Source organism: Buttiauxella brennerae ATCC 51605 (assembly GCF_001654925.1).
Lineage (GTDB): Bacteria > Pseudomonadota > Gammaproteobacteria > Enterobacterales > Enterobacteriaceae > Buttiauxella > Buttiauxella brennerae.
Genome location: NZ_LXER01000028.1, coordinates 41,352 through 63,081 on the forward strand (window position 1 = coordinate 41,352; position 21,730 = coordinate 63,081).

A 21,730-nucleotide genomic window follows, 5' to 3' on the forward strand; every position below is an offset into this window, starting at 1 on the left:
GAAACCAGCCCCAGAAAATCACGCTTACGCAGCTTCTTTCACACGTTTGAAATTCACATCCATTTGCGGATACGGGAAGCTTATGCCCTGCGCATCAAACTCACGTTTAACGCGTTCCAGCACATCCCAATAGACGTTTTGCAGATCACCGCTGTTGCTCCATGCACGCACCACAAAGTTAATGGCTGATGGCCCAAACTCATTGAGTCGCACGGTGATTTCGCGGTCTTTCAACACGCGCTCATCGCTGTTAATGATATCTGTCAGGATTTGCTTAACCTTGTCGATATCTGAATCGTATGCCACGCCAATAATGAACTCATTGCGGCGCACCGGTTCACGGGAGAAGTTAATGATATTGCCAGCGATGATTTTACCGTTTGGCACGACAACGATTTTGCCGTCCACGGTGCGCAACGTGGTGGAGAAAATCTGCACGTTCAGCACGGTGCCAGCAATACCGCCAAGATCAACATACTCACCTGCGCGGAATGGGCGGAAAGTTACCAGCAACACGCCTGCCGCGAGGTTAGAAAGCGAACCTTGTAGAGCCAGACCGATGGCTAAACCGGCTGCACCGAGGACTGCGATAACGGACGCAGTCTGAACGCCAACGCGCCCCAGCGCGGCAATTAACGTAAATGCGATGATGCCGTAACGCACCAGAGCGGAAAGGAAATCAGCTACCGTCGCATCAATACCACGCGCCAACATCACACGGTTAATGGTATTGGAAACCACGCGAGCCACGATCATCCCGACGATGATTATCGCAATCGCCGCCACAATATTGACCGCATAGCTCAGCAGCAGCGCCTGGTTGCGCACCAGCCAGCCCCCAGCATTATTAATACTGTCTACAACGTTGAGATCTTCCATTCACGTGTCCTTGTCATTACTGAAATTTGTACCCAAAAGGCACAACAGAGACTTTAAAGGGTAAACAAAACAACCGAATATGCCAAGTTGCTCACAAATTTGTCCGAAAAAACCCGCACGCGGCGGGTTCAGGAGAGTGAATAAATGCAGCGTGGCATTAGATCGAGTGGGTAAAGGTGCGCGAAATGACATCTTGCTGCTGCTCACGCGTCAGCGCATTAAAACGAACCGCATAGCCGGAAACGCGGATGGTCAGCGTCGGGTAGTTTTCCGGGTGTTCAACAGCATCAAGTAGCATCTCCCGGTTCATGACGTTCACATTCAAATGCTGCCCGCCTTCGGTTCGCACATCGTGATGGAAATAACCATCCAGTAACCCGACAAGGTTTAACTGGCGCACCGCGTCATCACGGCCTAGCGCCGCAGGAACAATCGAGAAGGTGTAAGAGATGCCATCTTTGGCATAACTGAACGGCAGTTTGGCGACCGACGTTAATGAAGCCACTGCACCTTTGCGATCGCGCCCATGCATCGGGTTAGCACCCGGCGCAAATGGCATTCCGGCACGGCGGCCATCTGGCGTGTTACCGGTTTTTTGCCCGTATACCACGTTTGATGTGATCGTCAGGATCGACTGAGTCGGCACCGCGTTGCGATAGGTTGGCAGCGCCTGGATCTTCTTCATAAAACGCTCAACCAGATCGCAGGCAATGGCATCAACACGATCATCATTATTACCGTATTGCGGGTAATCACCTTCAATGACGAAATCAACCGCCAGGCCGTTTTGGTCGCGCACCGGTTTCACCGTGGCGTACTTAATCGCAGAAAGCGAATCCACTGCCACCGACAACCCGGCAATACCGCATGCCATGGTGCGATAAACATCCCGGTCATGCAGAGCCATTAACGAGGCTTCGTAGCTGTATTTGTCGTGCATGTAGTGAATAAGATTGAGCGCGGTGATGTATTGCGTTGCCAGCCAGTCCATAAAGTGGTCGAGGCTGCTCATTACCTTGTCGTAATCCAATACCTCATCGAGCAGCATTGGCATTTTCGGGCCGACCTGGATTTTGAGTTTTTCGTCCATGCCGCCGTTGATGCAATACAGCAGCGTTTTTGCCAGGTTAGCGCGTGCACCAAAGAACTGCATCTGCTTGCCAATCACCATCGGACTGACGCAGCATGCAATCGCATAGTCATCGCTGTCGAAATCACAGCGCATCAGGTCATCATTTTCATATTGCAGAGATGATGTTTCGATGGATACTTTCGCCGCATAGATCTTGAAGGGTTTCGGCAATGCTTCCGACCAGAGAATCGTCAGGTTCGGCTCCGGTGCAGGCCCCATGGTGTACAGCGTGTTCAGGTAGCGGTAGGCATTTTTGGTGACCAGCGTGCGACCATCAAGCCCCATTCCACCAATGACTTCGGTCGCCCAAATAGGGTCACCGGAGAAAAGCGTGTCAAATTCCGGTGTACGCAGGAAACGCACCATGCGGATTTTCATAATGAAGTGATCGACCAGCTCTTGTGCTTGTTGCTCTGTCAGCAGCCCGGCTTTTATATCGCGCTCGATATAAATGTCGATAAACGTGGTGGTGCGGCCCAGTGACATCGCCCCGCCATTCTGCGATTTCACCGCAGCCAGGTAGGCAAAATAGAGCCATTGCAACGCTTCTTGCGCATTGCTTGCCGGGCGCGAAATATCGAACCCGTATTTTGCCGCCATCTCCTGAATTTGCAGCAGCGCACGGCGATGTTCAGACAACTCTTCACGCAAGCGAATTACCGCTTCAAGGTTTTCACCGCGCTCAAGCTGGTTTTGCAGATCGGCAAACTGCAATTCACGCTCGCGCACCAGGTATGCAATCCCGTAAAGCGCAACGCGGCGGTAGTCGCCAATAATGCGGCCACGCCCGTAACCGTCCGGCAAGCCAGTCAACACACCCGATTTACGGCAGCGCAAAATATCCGGCGAGTAAACATCAAATACGCCCTGGTTATGCGTCTTACGCAGCGAGGTAAACTGATATTCGAAATCCGGGTCCATTTCACGACCATAAGCTTCAAAAGAGCTTTTGATCATATTCACGCCACCATAAGGGTGTAAGGCGCGCTTTAGCGGTTTATCCGTTTGCAAACCGACAATTTTTTCATGCTCTTTGACGATATAACCCGGTGCATGCGCGGTAATCGTGGTGGCAATATTAGTGTCGAAATCGACTGGCGCGTGGGTGGCATTCTCAATACGAATGCCGTCCATGACCTTTTCCCACAGTGCCGTCGTCGCCGTAGTTGCTCCCGCTAAAAATGATTCATCACCTTCATATGGGGTGTAGTTTTGTTGGATAAAATCCCGAACATTAATTGTTGCTTTCCATTCTACGCCCGAGAATTGCTGCCAGGCATGGGAATAATTATCGCTGGTAATATCAACATCTACTTTCATTACTTCATTCCTTTAAAGCATATTATTTATATACCCTTTGAATTTCGAGTTGCGGGACAAAGGGTGTTAGCCCCTTGCCTTGCAATTTGAAATATGAGGATATATCAGGCGTATTCGGCGAGATGGCATTCTCTACCTAAATGCAAAGCATCAAGTGCAATCATCTTTTCTTCGTTGGTAGGAATAACCGCTAAAATAACGGGAGACTGTTCGCAGGAAATAATTCGCTCACCTGACCGGTTAGGTTGGTTATTCTTATCAATATCCAGTTCAACACCAAATACCTGTAAACGTTCAGAAACCAGACGGCGAATAAGTATTGAATTTTCACCAATACCACCGGTAAAAATAATGCCGTCCAGGCGATTTAATGCAGCTGCGTGCGCGCCAATCGTTCGGGCAATACGATGGACAAATGTTTTTATCGCCCGTTGTGCCCGCTCATCACCGTTGTGCCAGGCATTTTCCAGGGTACGTAAATCTGACGATAAACCCGAAAGCCCCAGCAGCCCTGACTCTTTATTGACGACCTGCTCAAGGTCATCCATGGATTGTCCGGTCTGCCTTGCAAGCCAGGCCATGGCACCGAAATCCACATCACCGCAGCGCGTGCCCATAATCAGGCCTTCGAGTGGCGTCATGCCCATTGAAGTATCGACGCTTTCGCCATTTTGCACCGCGCACACCGAAGCACCATTACCTAAGTGAGCAATCACCAACCCCGAATCCTCTACGTTCAGGCCTAATAAATCACATGCCTGCTGCGCTACGTAACGATGCGAAGTGCCATGGAACCCATAGCGGCGAACGCCGTACTCTTCAAAGTAACGATATGGCAGACCGTACAAATAAGCTTCGGGCTTTAGGGTCTGATGGAAGCTGGTATCGAATACCGCGACTTGAGGAACGCCAGGGAAACGAAGCCGTGCAGATTCCACGCCGTGTAAATTGGCATAATTGTGCAGCGGAGCCAAAGGTGAAACCAGGCGAATTTTTTCTATGACATCATCAGTAATTAATACCGACTTGCTAAATAAAGAACCACCGTGAGCAATACGGTGGCCAACAAAGGCCACACTATCAATTAAATTACGCTTTTCAAGCTCAGAGGATATTTCCGCAAGTGCTTCTTCATAATTCTGGCGAGCCAGAATAACTGGCTCCCCATCATTAACCGTTATAAATGCTTTATCGGTATTAATACCTTCACAAATCCCGGACAAAAGCACATCACACGTTTCTGCATCTAATACTGAAAATTTTACCGAAGAAGAACCACAGTTAATCGTCAACACTACCGGGTAATCATTCATTTTTAAATCCCACTCATCCTGAGTAAGTCATTAGATAAGCTTGTAGACAATATTAAGAATGGTCAGCAAGCCAATTACTGTGACAAAAATGTTTTCGGTTCTGCCTTTATATTTCGCAAGTGCAGGTGTTTTGCGAATGGCATACATTGGCAGCAAGCAAAGCAGTGAAGCGATAATTGGCGCACCCATGGCTTCAATCAAATCGAGGATGTTCGGGTTAGCGTAAGCCACCACCCAGGTCGACCCCATGATAAAGACCATGCTGATAAGGTTGAGTTTGCCACCGGAAACTTTGGTTTTATCCCCTTTGTAGCCGAACTTCAGAACCAGACCGTTGAGCCCTTCGAGAGTGCCAAGATAGTGGCCGAAGAAGGATTTGAAAATGGCGACCAGTGCAATGATCGACGCGCCATATTCCAGTGTCGTGGCAAAGGTCGATTTTGTACCCGCCATCGATGAGAAGTGGTTCGCCAGGTAGGAAAGAACGGGAATGTTCTGCGCTTTAGCTTCGGCCATATTCTGCGGGGAAAGCGTGAACAGGCAGCTGAAAGCAAAGAACATCACTACGGCAACCATCAGCATGCTGGCACGGGAAATGATTTTCGAACATTTGTCTTCGGTAAACTGCCTGCCAAAGTCATGCTCGTACTCTTCACGTTTAGAAACAACGAAGGAGGAAACAATTGGCGAGAAGTTAAACGAGAAGACCATAATGGAAATACCCAGCCATACCGTCACCAGAATGCCATCACTGCCGGTAAACGAAATGTCGCTGAGGCTCACTTGATCGATAACCGCAGAGTTCCAGTAAGGGATCAGCGAGACTGAAATCAGCACCAGGCAGGCAATGAACGGGAACACCAGGTAGCTCATGACTTTAACCATCAGATCCTTGCCGAAATAGATGACAAAAGCCATCAACAGCAACAGGAAGAGCGCAACCACACCACGGTTAAGGGGCATAAGCTGGAGCTGGTTTTCCCAGAATGTCATGAAGGTATTGGTTATCGTGACACCGTAAATCCACAGCAGCGGGCAAATCGCGAAAAAGTACAAAAAGGTGATAACCACACCACCCGTTTTACCGAAATGCTCTTCTACCGTTTCCGTGATATTGCCGGAAGGATTACTGCCGGAAAGGCACAGACGCGCCAGTGCACGGTGGCAGTAAAATGCAATCGGGAATGCCAGGAACAGCATTATCACAATCGGAATTAAGCCGCCATAACCTGCACGGATGGGGAAGAATAAAACTCCCGCACCGATAGCCGTTCCAAATAAACCGAGAGTCCAGGTGGTGTCAGACTTGCGCCATTGCGATTCCGCTTTTTGGCCAATAAGGGTTGCATCAGTATTACTCATAATAAAGTTCCTCGAGAGATTCTATCAAATATCTGCGGAGCCTGTAATTTGTGAAACGCGAGACAGGTCAATATTACCGCCGGAGATAATACTAACCGTTTTGCGCCCTTTAATATAATGGTCTAATTTACCGCTCAATAATGCAGCAGTGGCTAATGCGCCAGCACCCTCTGTGACAACTTTATTACGTTGAATAAGGGCTACCATACTGTTACGAATTTCATCTTCACTGACTAATACAATATCGGTAACGAGCTTCTTCACGATTTCGTAGGTTATTCTGCCCGGACGTGAAACATCACAACCATCGGCTAACGTACCTGAAGTACGGTGCGCCAAGAGTTCACCTTTATAAAATGATGCGGCCATGCCATGCACGTTTTCTGCCTGCACGCCGATAATATTGATTGTCGGGTTGATTGATTTAATCGCCAGTGCAATACCCGCAATTAATCCGCCGCCGCCAATTGGCACAATGACATTGTCTACATCATATAAATCTTCCAGAATTTCAAGGCCGATAGTCCCTTGCCCGGCAATCACTTTTTCATCGTCATAAGGTGGAATGAAGATGCGCCCTTCCATCTCAACGATTTCACTCACCTTGGCGATGGTATCGTTGAAGTTATCGCCATGCATCACGACCTGTGCGGAGTAGTCCGTTGTTGCCGCTACTTTAGACTTAGGCGCACCATTAGGCATGACAACCTTGCCATTGATTCCGAGAATGGCGCAGGAGAGCGAAACACCTTGCGCATGGTTGCCGGCAGAACAAGCCACCACACCTTTGCTTCTTTCTTCTTCTGTTAATGAGCTGAGCTTATTAAAAGCACCGCGTATTTTAAATGAGCCTGTACGCTGCATATTTTCGAATTTTAAAAATATTTCACCCTTACAGCATTCGCTCAGATAATTAGAACGCGGCATCCCTGTTTTATAGATATATCCCGCTAATCTTTTTTTAGCATCAAGAACATCAATAATAGTCACAGGTAGTTCATAGTCGATATGCATGTAGACCTCAACATTTAAAAGCAAAAATGATTTATGGGGTGGCTTTTATTAAGCTACCACTTTGAATGAGTAATATTTTATGAGTTACTTATTTAAGTTAAGCAACTTCAGTTAATTTGTCTGATTGAAACTTAATTCGTAATGAATGTTTTTTGGCCAGTTCAACTAATGTGGCAGCAGATCTATTAATTCGATAATTCTTAGACCAAACGGCAGCATATCGTGCGACAGGTAATTTATCCTCAACCGGGATTTTAATAAATTGGTTAGACCCAAATGGGGAAATCATATCGCGTGGAATAACTGTCAGAAAACCTGCGTTGAGCACCAGGTTATAAATGGTTACTACCGAATCTGTTTTTACGATGTTTTCACTTTTGATATTGTTCTTTTGCAGGGTAGTCAGAAGCTCGCTGTAATATCCCATTTCCGTTTGTGGTAAAACCCATTGCTCATGACTTAATGCGCTGAGCGTGGTCGTCCCTTTAACTACCCGTGTTCGATTGGCAACCAGAACAAACTCTGACTCGAACAGTGGTTCAATGTGCAAATCCTGTAGCAACATTTCGTCGCTCAATGTGCCAATAGCAAAGTCCAGGCGACCATCGCGGATTGCAGGCAAGAAAGAAGAAAGTTGGGCTTCGAACATCGAGATCTGAGCCTGCGGGAAAAGCTCTTTAAACTCTTTCATCATACCTGGCAAAAAAGTGAAGCCGATAAGCGAAGGGTAGCCAAATGACACATCCACCACGCTATTTCCAACCATGCGATTCATTTCACTACACATATTGCGCAATTCACGTGTGATGGATTCAGCGTGAGTCAGCAATACTTTGCCTGCTTCAGTTAATTTAACGCCGGTATTTTTTCTGATAATAAGCTCTAAACCAAAATACGATTCCATGTCGCTTATAATTTTACTGACAGCAGGCTGGGTCAGGCTCAGTTGTTTAGCCGCAGAACCAAATGATCCACTTCTCACCACTTCCTGAAAGACAAGCAGATGTTGTGTTTTTGGTAAGGTATTATTGTCCATTCAAATCTGCGCCTATTAACGTCCCATGCAGCAGATCATATCGAATTATGCATCAGTTGTAGTGTGCAGTGACTCACAATTACCAGAGCGCTAATTGGATGCAAATCACGCAAACGAAATTAACCCTTTAAAATCATAACGTTAAAAATAGGTCATTTGCATTTTACATGACAAAGGTCAACCTTAGCAGGAGTAATAAAATAAAGTTATGGTGATAATAAAATCATATCTGTACAAATAACTCTCAATTTTATAGGCACTTATAATAAAACTAAAATAATTTTATAAAATTGCCGAAATAAATAGCATTCAGAAAATACCCGCATCAGAAAATATTATTTCTGCTATCAGTTTATTTAAAAGCAATATGCTGGATTTTTAAGCCTGGGTTGCAGATAAAAATTTATTAAAGATACAAAAAAGCCCGCACGAAGCGGGCTTGATTCAAGCATTTACTGCTTCAAATTACAGAACGTCTACTGCGTTCAGTTCTTTGAAAGCCTGCTCCAGACGGGTGATCATTGAAGTCTGTGCAGAACGCAGCCATACGCGTGGATCGTAGTATTTTTTGTTCGGCTGATCTTCGCCTTTAGGGTTGCCCAACTGGCCCTGCAGGTAAGCTTCGTTAGCTTTGTAGTAGCTCAGGATACCTTCCCAAGTTGCCCACTGAGTATCGGTATCGATGTTCATTTTGATAACACCGTAGCTCACGGAATCTTTGATTTCTTGAGCTGTAGAACCGGAACCGCCGTGGAATACGAAGTTCAGAGAGTTGTGTGGCAGGTTGTGTTTCTTAGAAACATAGTCCTGAGAATCACGCAGGATAGTCGGGGTCAGAACCACGTTACCTGGCTTGTAAACACCGTGCACGTTACCGAAAGAAGCAGCGATAGTGAAACGAGGGCTGATTTTGCTCAGTTCGGTGTAAGCGTAATCAACGTCTTCTGGCTGAGTGTACAGAGCAGATGCGTCCATATGGCTGTTATCTACGCCATCTTCTTCGCCGCCGGTGCAACCCAGTTCGATTTCCAGAGTCATGCCCATTTTGGACATACGAGCCAGATATTTAGAGCTGATCTCGATGTTTTCTTCCAGAGACTCTTCAGACAGGTCGATCATGTGAGAAGAGAACAGTGGTTTGCCAGTTGCCGCGAAGTGTTTTTCGCCAGCGTCCAACAGGCCGTCGATCCATGGCAGCAGTTTCTTAGCGCAGTGGTCGGTGTGCAGGATAACTGGCACGCCGTAATGTTCAGCCATCTGGTGAACGTGATGTGCGCCAGAGATTGCGCCCAGGATTGCTGCACCCTGAGGAACGTCAGTTTTCACGCCTTTACCCGCGATGAATGCAGCGCCACCGTTAGAGAACTGAACGATAACTGGTGCTTTAACTTTCGCAGCAGTTTCCAGTACGGCGTTGATAGAGTCGGTGCCTACGCAGTTAACTGCTGGCAGAGCAAAGTTGTTTTCTTTTGCAATCTGGAAAACTTTCTGTACGTCATCACCAGTGATTACACCAGGTTTTACGAAATCAAAAATCTTAGACATGGTTGTTTGTCCTGTATCGTCGGCCAATTTGCCCGTTAGGGTAAATAAAGAAATATTAACCGCTTACTAAAATCGGCGGCAAAAAACAAACGGGCAGGAAACCCTGCCCGTCATTATTACTTCTTAGCGCGCTCTTCGAGCATCGCTACTGCTGGCAGTACTTTGCCTTCCACGAACTCGAGGAATGCGCCGCCACCAGTGGAGATGTAGGAGATCTTGTCAGCAATACCGAACAGGTCGATTGCTGCCAGAGTGTCACCGCCGCCTGCGATAGAGAATGCTTCGCTGTCTGCAATTGCATTAGCAACGATTTCAGTACCTTTACGGAAGTTCGGGAATTCGAACACGCCAACCGGGCCGTTCCACAGAATGGTTTTCGCATTCTTCAGGATTTCAGCCAGTTGCTGCGCAGATGCATCACCGATATCCAGGATCTGCTCGTCAGATTTCACGTCGTTTACAGATTTCAGAGTTGCAGCAGCAGACTCAGAGAACTCAGTAGCAACGCGAACATCCGCAGGAACTGGGATATCACAGATGGTCAGCAGGCGTTTAGCTTCGTCAACCAGGTCTGCTTCGTACAGGGATTTACCCACGTTGTGGCCTTGAGCAGCAACGAAGGTGTTCGCGATGCCACCGCCAACAATCAGCTGGTCAGCGATTTTGGACAGGGAATCAAGAACAGTCAGTTTGGTAGAAACTTTAGAACCGCCAACGATGGCAACCATTGGACGAGCAGGTTCTTTCAGTGCTTTACCCAGTGCGCTCAGCTCTTCAGCCAGCAGCGGGCCTGCACAAGCGATGTCAGCAAATTTACCAACGCCGTGAGTAGAAGCCTGTGCACGGTGCGCAGTACCAAAAGCGTCCATTACGAATACGTCACACAGTGCAGCGTATTTTTTAGACAGTGTTTCGTCGTCTTTCTTTTCGCCTTTGTTAAAGCGAACGTTTTCCAGAACAACCAGTTCACCCGCAGCAACTTCAACGCCGTCGAGGTAATCTTTAGCCAGGCGAACCGGAGCAGACAATTTGTCTTTCAGGTAGTTAACAACCGGCAGCAGAGAGAATTCTTCATTGTACTCGCCTTCAGTCGGGCGACCCAGGTGAGAAGTAACCATCACTTTAGCGCCTTGCTTCAGGGCCAGTTCGATAGTTGGCAAAGATGCACGGATACGTGCGTCAGATGTCACTTTCCCTTCTTTAACTGGTACGTTCAAATCTGCACGGATCAGAACGCGCTTACCAGCTAGATCCAGATCGGTCATCTTAATTACAGACATGGTGAATCCTCTCGTTGATTCTTAAAGTTTTGCGAACGCATATGCGCTCTACCTGAAACCACTTGCGGCCATGACTAACGTCGTGTCGAGCATTCGGTTAGCAAAGCCCCATTCGTTATCACACCAGACTAGAGTTTTAATCAGATGTTGCCCACTGACCCGGGTTTGCGTGCCGTCAACAATGGCACTGTGCGGATCGTGGTTAAAATCAGTCGAGACCAACGGTAATTCCGTATAGTCAACTATACCATGAAATGAATCCCGTGCTGCTTTTTGCAGCAACTTGTTGACTTCATTGGCTTTAACTGCATTTTTCACTGTCACGCTCAAATCGATAGCCGTGACGTTGATGGTCGGAACTCGCACCGCGATCGCTTCAAAACGATCGTTAAATTGCGGGAAAATACGTGCGATACCAGCAGCCAGACGCGTATCTACGGGAATAATGGACTGGCTGGCAGCACGGGTGCGGCGCAAGTCCGGGTGATAGGCGTCGATAACCTGTTGATCATGCATGGCCGAATGAATGGTGGTCACAGTGCCCCACTCAATACCATATGCATCATCAAGCAATTTGATAATAGGAATAATGCAGTTTGTGGTGCATGAAGCATTGGAAACAATGCAATGTTCAGCCACCACACTTTCATGATTCACACCGTAAACGACGGTGGCGTCGAGGTCGTTACCGCCAGGATGAGAGAAGAGAACTTTTTTGGCACCAGCAGTCAGATGCGCTTCACCGTCTGCACGGGAGCCAAACACACCGGTACAATCCAGCACTACATCTACGCCCAGTTCACGCCACGGCAAATTCGCAATTTCTGGTTCGTGCAAAATTCGGATGGTGTCGTCACCGACCCATAACTGACTGCGCTCCTGGCGTACATCCCAGGCAAAGCGGCCATGGCTGGTGTCGTATTTCAACAGATGCGCCATACCCGCAGCATCAGCCAGTTCATTGATTGCTACGACGGTAATTTCCGCACGGCGACCGGATTCGTACAAAGCACGTACCACGTTGCGCCCAATGCGACCGAAGCCATTAATTGCTATGCGTACGGTCATATCTCTCCTGCCAGAATCCCTGAGACTTAGTGGCTGACAGAGTAATCCAGCAATCGTCTGAGGGGAATCCTCGCACTATTGAAACTGCATTTGTTTGCTTAATTGTCGAACATTTAGTCGACTGAAACGCTTCAGCTATGGTAAGCGAAACGGGGAATAAATGGAACGTTACCCCAGGACAGGCAACTAATCTTCTGACGCAGGTCACATTTTCGATGGAATAACTGCAACGAATTATGGGCTAAGAACGAATAGTAGCCAGCGTAAACACGCGACTACCCAGAATTACAGGCTCCGTAGTAAAACTGGATTTCAACGATGAAGAGTAAACGCTGCCAGCTGGCAGCGTTTATCCTGACAGGCTTTCAATCAAAATTCGATTCGGGCCCCCAGATTATAACGACGCCCCTCGACCAGCCCGTAATCACCCCATGGGCTGACACGTTGTGGGTCGGCATCAAACACGTTGTACACCCCAGCCATAAGCTGAGTATTTTTGTTCAACTGGTAACGCGCACCGAGGTCAACCATCGTCCAGGCGTCATAATCAATATGGTCGCCGGTATCGCGATTGCTACTGCGGTAATTTGTTTTGCTCCACAGATCTAACGCTTGTGTCGCCGACAAGGTCAGTGACAAGTTCGCCATATGGCGTGGGAAGTCATTGAGCGCATAACCCTTATTCACACCTGTTTTCTGCTCACTATGGTTATACGTGTAGTTCGCGTTGGCCTTCACGGTTTCCGTCACTTGCCAGTCCGCATTCAGCTCCACACCGTAAACATCAGCTTTGCCGACGTTAAAGTATTTGCTGATGGAGTCAGCTTTATAGCCGTTCATCTGGCACTGGTTAGTCGCCGTCGTTTCGCAAATAGTCTCTTCCGAGATTTTATCTTTAAATTGGGTGTAGAAAACCGTGCCGTCTAACGCCAGTTTTTCTCCCGCCCAGTACAAACCTAACTCAGAGTTAACGCTTTTCTCTGGTTTCAGGTCATCGTTACCCACGGTCAAATAAGGGTACGGTGGTAATGAGCCACGTGGCGTAACAAAATCAGCGGAGGTTTCACGCAACTCAGGTTTTTTATAACCTGAAGATACCCCGCCTTTCAGAGCCCAGGCGTCCGTAATTGCCCAGTTGCCATAAAGTTTTGGCGTGATGTGTGTGCCAAAATAGTTGTCGCGGTCCATACGTGCAGAGGTGGTCAGCGTAAAGTCCCCAATCTGCCAGCCGTCTTCAGCAAACAGCGCCCAACCTTCGCGGCTGATTTTGGTCACCGGTTCAACGCCAGGCGCTTCTTTACTGGAAACAGCGAACTGATCGTTTAATTCTTCACGGGTGAAGTTAGCCCCAACGGTGAGTTTGTGATTCTCGAACGAGAAAGTGGTCTGGCTATTCGCAACGTAGTTTTCAGTCTCAATGTACTGCGGTGCATCGCCGTCCAGGTTGTATTTAGAGCGACCCTTCTCATAGTTGAGATAGTTATTGGTCGCGATCATGTCTTCGGCATACCAACCGCTGTGGCTCAGCGTCACCGCATCCCTGTCAAACGTCCACATCCATGGCGCTTCATCACGATTTTTCTTCTGTTTTCCCGTCACCACATTCAGATCAAAAAGGTTAGTTTCGTTTGCCGCAAGACCTACAGTCATATCGAGAGATTTACGATCGTTTTTACTGAAATAGTTATTACGTTCGTCATCGCGACGATTAAGCCAGTCGGCGGCGACGCTGATACCTAACACATCCGGCACAAGTGGCCCCATGGCAAATAAATTCATCTGGTTGGTATTACCGAATGAACTGTCTTCCTGAATGAAGGTGTTTGCCGCCAATGCCCCGGTCCAGTCAGCCACGCCATAAGGCTTTTTGGTGATAACGTTGACCACACCGCCAATTGCATCTGAACCATACAGCGATGACATCGGCCCGCGAATGACTTCAATTCGTTCGATAGCTTCCATCGGCGGCAGGAAGTTGACCTCGGCACCAATATCCTGCCCATAAGGCCGTGACTCACCGGTATTTTGTTTCACGCTATTAACCATAAATGCTGTATAGCCTGAGTCCATACCGCGCATCATAATACTGCCGGTTGCCATATCGCTTGAGCCACTGCCGATATTAACACCGGGTAAATCCTGAATGGCTTCGGCGACATTCCTGTTTGGTTTTTCATCGAGCTGTTTTCTGTCAATAACAGAAATTGTCGCCGGGGCATCTTTTTTCTGTTGAGAAAAACCCGATGCCGTCACGACCATTTGATCTTCAGATTCTTTAAGAGAAGCGTTATTTTCCTCGGCCAACACGGGGAGCATAGCGCCCCCTGCCAGCACTATTATTCCTGCCACTCTTCTTGCCAACACCAACTGCTTATTCGTTGCCATTTTTTATTACCCAAGATATTGAAAAAAAAGCCTGCCGGCCCTGTGAATTTTCACCACAGGGCTTTATTGTTCTTTTAATGAAAAGTGAGTTAGATTTTGTCGAGTTCGACTTTAATAATGTAGTCCGGTTTTTTACCGATCTCTTTTTCACTCTGCTTCACGCTGGCATAAAGAGTGTGGCCATCCGCTGAGAGCGCAAGGCTATTAGGCAAGGCCGATGTCGCGATGCTGGCTTTCACTTTATAAGTATCAGCGTCGACAACGCTAATCAGCTGCGCGTTACGGTGAGTGATATACACCTCGTTGCGGCCATTGTTGTACATCACAGCCAGAGAGTTAATCACCTTAATACGATCAATGATTTTTCCGTCTTTTAGTGAAACCACCAGCACATCAGGCAAATCGGGGTCGGTAATAAATGCACGCTCTTTTTTATTATCCAGCGCGATATTTAAGAAGAAGTGTTTTTTCTGCGGTTCAACTTTAACACGTGAAATAATTTTATTATCGCTGGCATCAAGCGTAATAAATTCCCCACTGCCGTTTACAGCATAAACTCGCCCTTTGCCTTCATCGACAGTCAACCCGGTTGGATATTCACCCATATTTTCAATGGTCGCAATGTGCTGCTGTTTTTGCGTATCGATCACCCAAATAATTCCTTGCTGGGTAACGCCAGAGACATATAAGCGCTGGTGTTTTTTATCGAGCGCCATTTCACGGGTGTGAACGATTTCTTTGGGGTTACTAATATCACTCAGTTGAACCGTTTTAATCTCTTTGTCGGTGCGCGTATCAATAAGCGTGACGGCCCCTTCAAGGGTGTTACCGATATACAAAATATGGTTTTCTTCATCCAGCAGTGTGGCAAATGCGCGTCGCTCAGTGGTGATTTTCCCCGTTGTCTTCAACGTGTCTGGGTTCAGCTTGTAGACCAGACCATCCGTTTTATCTTTATCAAACGAAGGGGCAGAGGCAGCAAACAGAACGTTTTGAGAGGCGTCATATGCCAGCTCATACACGCCATTACCCACCGGAACGGTAAGAAAGTCCTTTTCAGGGAGTGGTTTAGCGCTCGCGCTCAGTGAGCTCATCAATAGTGCGACGGTTAAAGCAATGAAGCCCGATTTCTGGTATCCGTACAAAGTATGTCGATTCATTTACTTAGATTCACATTTATTTACGAATGTGAATGATAATAATTTTCAATTGCATTATCAACAACAGATAAAAAAAAGGCCAGCAATCAATGTTTGCTGGCCTTAGGGGATTACGTTTTACAGAACTGCTTTAGCTTGTTTCACTACGTTTGCAACGGTGAAACCAAACTCTTCAAACAGAAGCTCAGCAGGTGCTGACTCACCAAAGGTGGTCATGCCCACTACCGCGCCGTTCAGGCCAACGTATTTGTACCAGTAGTCAGCGATGCTGGCTTCGATAGCAACACGCGCAGCAACCGCTTTCGGCAGTACCGCTTCACGGTAAGCCGGATCTTGTTTGTCGAATGCATCGGTAGACGGCATGGAAACCACACGCGCTTTGATGCCTTCAGCAGTCAGTTGATCCCAGGCTGCAACAGCCAGCTCAACTTCAGAACCGGTCGCAATCAGAATCAGCTCAGGCGTGCCTGCACAATCTTTCAGAACGTATGCGCCACGGGCAACATCTGCCAGTTGCTGTTCGGTACGATCCTGCTGTGCCAGGTTCTGACGGGAGAAGATCAGCGCGGTCGGGCCGTCATGACGTTCTACAGCGTATTTCCACGCCACCGCAGACTCAACCTGGTCACATGGACGCCATGTGCTCATGTTTGGCGTCACGCGCAGGGCAGCAAGCTGCTCTACAGGCTGGTGAGTTGGGCCATCTTCGCCCAGACCGATGGAGTCGTGGGTGTAGACCATCACCTGGCGTTGCTTCATCAATGCTGCCATACGCACCGCATTACGGGCATATTCAACAAACATCAGGAAAGTAGAGGTGTACGGCAGGAAACCACCGTGCAGCGCGATACCGTTGGCAATCGCGGTCATACCGAATTCACGTACACCGTAATGGATGTAGTTACCGGCCAGATCTTCGTTGATAGCCTTAGAGCCAGACCAGATAGTCAGGTTAGAAGGTGCGAGATCTGCAGAGCCGCCGAGGAATTCTGGCAGCAGGTGGCCGAACGCTTCGATGGTGTTCTGGGATGCTTTACGGCTGGCGATTTTAGCCGGGTTCGCTTGCAGGTTCTTGATGAACTCCTGCGCTTTCGCCGCAAACTCAGCAGGCATGTCGCCTTTCATACGACGGGTAAATTCAGCAGCCTCTTGCGGGAAGGCTTTAGCATATGCCGCGAACTTCTCGTTCCATGCCGCTTCTTTCGCCTGACCTGCTTCTTTCGCGTCCCACTGAGCATAAATCTCAGACGGGATTTCGAATGGCGCGTGTTTCCAGCCCAGAGCTTCACGGGTCAGTGCGATTTCCGCGTCACCCAAAGGTGCGCCGTGGGAATCGTGCGTACCGGCTTTGTTTGGCGAACCGAAACCGATGATGGTTTTGCACATCAGCAGTGAAGGTTTGTCAGTAACGGCTTTAGCTTCTTCAACAGCGCGTTTGATAGCGTCTGCATCATGGCCGTCAACGCCGCGCACTACATGCCAGCCGTAGGCTTCAAAGCGTTTAGCAGTATCGTCAGTGAACCAGCCTTCAACGTGGCCGTCGATGGAGATACCGTTGTCATCATAGAAGGCAACCAGTTTACCCAGACCCAGCGTACCCGCCAGAGAGCAAACTTCATGGGAGATACCTTCCATCATGCAGCCATCACCCATAAAGGTGTAGGTGAAGTGGTCAACGATGTCGTGACCTGGACGGTTGAACTGTGCTGCCATGGTGCGTTCAGCAATTGCCATACCCACTGCGTTCGCAACACCCTGACCCAGCGGGCCAGTTGTGGTTTCAACACCCGCGGTGTAGCCCACTTCCGGGTGACCCGGAGTTTTAGAATGCAGCTGACGGAAGTTTTTCAGTTCTTCAATCGGCAGGTCATAACCTGTGAGATGCAGCAAGCTGTAAATCAGCATTGAGCCATGGCCGTTAGACAGCACGAAGCGGTCACGGTCAGCCCATGCAGGGTTCTGCGGGTTATGGTTCAGGAAATCGCGCCACAGGACTTCGGCAATGTCGGCCATACCCATAGGGGCACCCGGGTGACCGGATTTGGCTTTTTGTACTGCGTCCATGCTGAGTGCACGAATAGCATTGGCAAGCTCTTTACGAGAGGACATTTTGACTCCAGATCGGATGGTTGAAGGTCAGGCCTTGACTACTATGCGTTATGGGCTACGCCCAAAAAATTGCCATCAATGTACCGCAAGCCGTGTGCCATGTACATGGAGCATCCTTTTGTCCTGTTAAGAAATCTCTGGAAGCTGCTCGCATGTTGCGCAAGTTACTGCGCGAGTTTAAGTAACTTCTTTATACTGAAGCGACTAGCCAGCGGTTTGTGGCTGAAACACCTCTGAGCAGTTATCACTAATTAAGGATATTGGCATGAAATTGCGCCCAATTTTATTAAGCCTGAGCGTTGCTGCCCTTCTGAGCGGCTGCCAGAACATGGACTCTAACGGTCTGCTCACTTCCGGTGCGGAAGCATTTCAGGCGTACACATTAAGTGATGCGCAAGTAAAAGAGTTGAGTGATAAATCCTGTACTGAGCTCGATAGCAAAGCCAGCATCGCCCCAGCCAGTAGCGAATACGCTCAACGTCTCAGCAAGATTTCCTCAGCTCTCGGCGACAACATCAACGGCATGCCGGTGAACTACAAGGTGTACGTCACTAAAGACGTGAACGCATTTGCCATGGCTAACGGCTGTATCCGTGTTTATAGCGGTCTGATGGACATGATGAACGATAACGAAGTGGAAGCGGTTATCGGCCATGAAATGGGCCACGTTGCACTCGGTCATGTGAAGAAAGGTATGCAGGTTGCGTTGGGGACTAACGCGGCTCGTGTTGCAGCAGCCTCAGCAGGCGGTGTGATTGGCAGTTTGTCGCAGTCGCAACTGGGTGATTTAGGCGAGAAACTGGTGAATGCGCAGTTCTCACAGCGTCAGGAGTCTGAAGCCGATGACTACTCATATGATTTGTTGAGAAAACGTGGAATCAATCCAATTGGCCTGGCGACCAGTTTTGAGAAGTTAGCGAAGGCAGAAGAAGGCCGCCAAAGCTCGATGCTAGACGACCACCCTGCTTCAGCCGAACGTGCTCAGCATATTCGTGACCGTATGGCGGCAGATGGGTTGAAGTAAAATTACCCCTCATCCCGACCTTCTCCCCCAGGAGAAGGAGAAACCGTACCATCCCCTCTCCTTTGGGAGAGGGTTAGGGTGAGGGGGCAACACTCAATAAAGGCGATTACTCGCCTTTCTTAGCCGCCTGGATATACAGCATTTCTAGCGCGAGAGTTGCGCCCGCCAGTGCAGTAATTTCAGACTGGTCGTAAGCCGGAGACACTTCCACAACGTCCATACCTACGATGTTCAGGTCTTTCAAACCACGAACCAGTTTCAGCGCACGATCGGTAGTCAAACCACCGATAACCGGCGTGCCGGTACCTGGTGCGAAAGCAGGGTCGATACAATCGATATCAAAGGTCAGGTAAACCGGCATATCGCCAACAATCTGCTTCACCTGAGCCAACACGTCGTCAACAGTGCGGTCGTTAACCTGGCCTGCATCCAACACGGTAAAACCGTTGTCTTTGTCGAATTCGGTACGAATACCAATTTGCACCGAGTGGTTCGGGTCGATCAAACCTTCTTTAGGTGCGGTGTAGAACATGGTGCCGTGGTCGAACTCGCAGCCATTTGCGTAGGTATCAGTGTGGGCATCGAAATGCACCAGCGCCATTTTACCGAAGTGCTTCGCGTGGGCACGCAACAGTGGCAAAGTCACAAAGTGGTCACCACCGAAAGAGAGCATACGCTTACCGGCAGACAGCAATTTTTCTGCGTGGGCTTGCAGACGTTCGCTCATATCGCGCGCATCACCGAAAGCGTAAACCAGGTCGCCACAATCAACAACGTTCAGGCGTTCACGCATGTCGAAATTCCACGGGAAGCGGTTGCCTTCCCATGCCAGGTTAGTAGAAACCTGACGAATTGCCGCAGGACCATGACGTCCACCCGCACGGCCAGACGTTGCCGCATCAAATGGAACACCCGTGATCACCCAATCGGCATCGCTGTCGTATGGCATGAAGTTCAGCGGAAAACGTAAAAAACCGAAGGCATTGGATACCAGGGAATTGTCGTACTGATGGCCTAAGGTGCTCATGGTTTGACCTCACGATGATGGTAATTATTAGCAAAAAAAAGTCCCCTCCGCGTCGTTAAACCCGACGAGGAAGGGACTGGATTCATTCAGACTGCTTGTGGGCGGATTATCGCCGTAATTTCGCTCAGGTTCAATAGTCTGTACTTCATACCAGGCAGTATAGAACAAATCAGCTAAAACCACTCAACGCATAAAGGTTACACACCTTTAGAACGCAAAAAATCCAGGTGGTCCGTATAAAGGTCGATCACATTGACCGTATTTGTCCGGATACCTGCTAGCTGGTTAATAGCATCGAGGTGATCCATAGAATAATCCGAGCAAATAACCTTACCAAGATGAGAGCTATATCGCCCCACAAGTCCGTCATTTTGATCCACCTCATTAACGAATGTCTTTGCACCGTGTTTCATCCACAGATGGAGAGGATCCAGTTCATTTAATCCCTGTTCACAAATTCCGTCTTTAATAATGCCGCTCCATGAATAATAATAAATACCATTAACCACTTCAGGACCTTCTCCACCCCAAACTTCCGGCAAACCCTGAGGATATTTTTCATTGAATGCCTGAACACCTTCAGTAGTGAGTGAATTCAACGAAGCAATAAAATCCTCCGGCTCAAAAGGATGACCGCTGAGAAAGGCAATGGCTTTTTCAAACGCATTCACGGCCAGCGCGACAAAACCTTCTTTGCAACTACCAGGTTCATAAGCCGCCCGCAAGGCATCTGCCGATTCCGAGCCATGGTTTGCACCATCAACAGAAGTCACGGAAGCCACACTGTGCGGGTAGACTGCTGCAACATAGCGGCAATCAAGAGCACCCTGGCTGTGACCAATTAAGTTAACTTTATCTTTGCCGCTTTTGCGTTTTACGTCCTGAATGAAATCCCAGAGCTGTTCACCCCGAACGTCGTCAGTATTTACGCCAGAAAGTGAAGCGGTATAAACATCGGCCCCTTTTTTCTCCAGCGCTTCTTTCACGCCAAAATAATAAGGGTAACCTAAGATAGTAGAAAAACCGGACCATCCATGAACTAATACAACAGGATATTTAGTACACATATTATTTTCCGTAATAAATATATTGATTATGACTCATCAAATTTAATGATGGCGAATTACAAGCCTTTTGAGCGTAAAAACTCAATATGGTCAGTATAGATTTCGATGGGGTCAACCGTATTTGTTCGAATTCCGGCAATCTGATTAATGGCATCCAGGTGATCCATGGAATAATCTGAACAGATAACCTTGCCTAAGTGCGAACTGTAGCGACCAACTAACCCATCATTCTGATCGGCTTCCTTAACAAAAGTTTTAGCACTATGCTTCATCCACAAATGCAGCGGGTCCAGTTCATTCAAACCCTGCTCACAAAGACCATCTTTAATAATACCGCTCCAGGAATAGTAGTTAATACCATTGACGATTTCGGCACCTTCACCACCCCATACTTCCGGCAATGCTTGTGGATACTTCTTGTTAAATTCCTCAACGCCCGCAGTGGTTAATGCATCTAGCGCAGCAACAGCATCTTCCGGCTCGAATGGGTGGCCAGTTAGAAAAGCGATGGCTTTTTCAAATGCTTCAAAAGCCAATGCAACCGCACCTTCTTTACAGCTTCCCGGCTCAAGCGCTGCCCGTAATGCATCTGCCGATTCCGAGCCGTGATTAACACCGTCAACAGATGTCACAGAGGCAACGCTGCCAGGATAAGTAGCAGCGACATAGCGGCTGTCCAGAGCACCCTGGCTGTGGCCAATTAAGTTAACTTTATCTTTGCGACTTTTGCGTTTTACATCCTGAATAAAATCCCAAAGTTGTTCACCCCTGACCGCATCAGAATTAACACCGGAAAGGGAAGCGGTATAAACATCCGCACCCATACGTTCCAGAGCCTCTTTAACCCCGAAGAAATACGGGTAGCCCAAAATCTGATCAAAACCTAAAACCCCATGAACCAATACGACTGGATATTTCGTGCACATAATAACTCCGTAGTAAATTTCAGTTATTTGCTGGCTACCATTAGCTGGCCTTTATGAATCTACCGGGTTATTTATTAAATATT

16 protein-coding genes are annotated in these 21,730 nt (G+C 48.2%); 1 reads left to right on the forward strand and 15 read right to left on the reverse strand.

Features of this window, described 5'->3' with window-relative positions; genetic code table 11:
* Nucleotides 1–24: 24 nt before the first annotated feature.
* The 12 genes from mscS to tkt form a co-directional block, all read right to left on the reverse strand.
* Nucleotides 25–879, reverse strand: coding sequence for a small-conductance mechanosensitive channel MscS (mscS, locus tag M975_RS15310; RefSeq protein WP_064560789.1), 855 nt, complete (start codon nucleotides 877–879; stop codon nucleotides 25–27).
* 157 nt (nucleotides 880–1,036) lie between these two features.
* Nucleotides 1,037–3,331: a formate C-acetyltransferase gene (gene pflB / locus M975_RS15315; RefSeq protein WP_064560790.1), complete on the reverse strand. Its 2,295-nt coding sequence runs from the start codon at nucleotides 3,329–3,331 to the stop codon at nucleotides 1,037–1,039.
* A 104-nt stretch (nucleotides 3,332–3,435) separates the two neighbouring features.
* Nucleotides 3,436–4,644, reverse strand: coding sequence for a propionate kinase (gene tdcD, locus M975_RS15320; RefSeq protein ID WP_064560791.1), 1,209 nt, complete (start codon nucleotides 4,642–4,644; stop codon nucleotides 3,436–3,438).
* Between the two features lie 30 nt (nucleotides 4,645–4,674).
* Nucleotides 4,675–6,006, reverse strand: coding sequence for a threonine/serine transporter TdcC (tdcC, locus tag M975_RS15325; protein WP_064560792.1), 1,332 nt, complete (start codon nucleotides 6,004–6,006; stop codon nucleotides 4,675–4,677).
* 24 nt (nucleotides 6,007–6,030) lie between these two features.
* On the reverse strand, nucleotides 6,031–7,020 hold the full coding sequence (gene tdcB, locus M975_RS15330; RefSeq protein WP_064560793.1) for a bifunctional threonine ammonia-lyase/L-serine ammonia-lyase TdcB: 990 nt from the start codon (nucleotides 7,018–7,020) through the stop codon (nucleotides 6,031–6,033).
* A gap of 97 nt (nucleotides 7,021–7,117) precedes the next feature.
* Nucleotides 7,118–8,056, reverse strand: a complete 939-nt coding sequence (gene tdcA, locus M975_RS15335; RefSeq protein WP_064560794.1) for a transcriptional regulator TdcA — start codon at nucleotides 8,054–8,056, stop codon at nucleotides 7,118–7,120.
* A gap of 465 nt (nucleotides 8,057–8,521) precedes the next feature.
* Complete coding sequence (gene fbaA, locus M975_RS15340) at nucleotides 8,522–9,601, reverse strand: class II fructose-bisphosphate aldolase (protein ID WP_064560795.1); 1,080 nt, start codon at nucleotides 9,599–9,601, stop codon at nucleotides 8,522–8,524.
* 116 nt (nucleotides 9,602–9,717) lie between these two features.
* Nucleotides 9,718–10,881, reverse strand: coding sequence for a phosphoglycerate kinase (gene pgk / locus M975_RS15345; RefSeq protein ID WP_064560796.1), 1,164 nt, complete (start codon nucleotides 10,879–10,881; stop codon nucleotides 9,718–9,720).
* A gap of 48 nt (nucleotides 10,882–10,929) precedes the next feature.
* Complete coding sequence (epd, locus tag M975_RS15350; RefSeq protein WP_064560797.1) at nucleotides 10,930–11,949, reverse strand: erythrose-4-phosphate dehydrogenase; 1,020 nt, start codon at nucleotides 11,947–11,949, stop codon at nucleotides 10,930–10,932.
* Between the two features lie 369 nt (nucleotides 11,950–12,318).
* Nucleotides 12,319–14,265 (reverse strand): TonB-dependent receptor domain-containing protein, encoded by a 1,947-nt coding sequence (locus M975_RS15355; RefSeq protein ID WP_245164459.1) that lies wholly within the window; start codon nucleotides 14,263–14,265, stop codon nucleotides 12,319–12,321.
* A gap of 158 nt (nucleotides 14,266–14,423) precedes the next feature.
* Entirely contained in the window at nucleotides 14,424–15,494 is a 1,071-nt protein-coding gene (yncE, locus tag M975_RS15360; protein WP_064560799.1) for a 7-bladed beta-propeller protein YncE, read from the reverse strand.
* A 117-nt stretch (nucleotides 15,495–15,611) separates the two neighbouring features.
* Nucleotides 15,612–17,603, reverse strand: coding sequence for a transketolase (gene tkt / locus M975_RS15365; protein ID WP_064560800.1), 1,992 nt, complete (start codon nucleotides 17,601–17,603; stop codon nucleotides 15,612–15,614).
* Between the two features lie 265 nt (nucleotides 17,604–17,868).
* Between tkt and loiP the strand changes: the two genes are divergently transcribed.
* Nucleotides 17,869–18,627, forward strand: a complete 759-nt coding sequence (gene loiP, locus M975_RS15370; RefSeq protein ID WP_064560801.1) for a metalloprotease LoiP — start codon at nucleotides 17,869–17,871, stop codon at nucleotides 18,625–18,627.
* A gap of 106 nt (nucleotides 18,628–18,733) precedes the next feature.
* On the opposite strand, the gene speB is transcribed toward loiP, so the two are convergent.
* From speB to M975_RS15385, 3 genes are all read right to left on the reverse strand, one after another.
* Nucleotides 18,734–19,654 (reverse strand): agmatinase, encoded by a 921-nt coding sequence (speB, locus tag M975_RS15375; protein WP_064560802.1) that lies wholly within the window; start codon nucleotides 19,652–19,654, stop codon nucleotides 18,734–18,736.
* A gap of 197 nt (nucleotides 19,655–19,851) precedes the next feature.
* Nucleotides 19,852–20,721, reverse strand: a complete 870-nt coding sequence (locus M975_RS15380; protein ID WP_064560803.1) for an esterase/lipase family protein — start codon at nucleotides 20,719–20,721, stop codon at nucleotides 19,852–19,854.
* A gap of 56 nt (nucleotides 20,722–20,777) precedes the next feature.
* Nucleotides 20,778–21,647, reverse strand: coding sequence for an esterase/lipase family protein (locus M975_RS15385; RefSeq protein ID WP_064560804.1), 870 nt, complete (start codon nucleotides 21,645–21,647; stop codon nucleotides 20,778–20,780).
* Nucleotides 21,648–21,730: the final 83 nt, after the last annotated feature.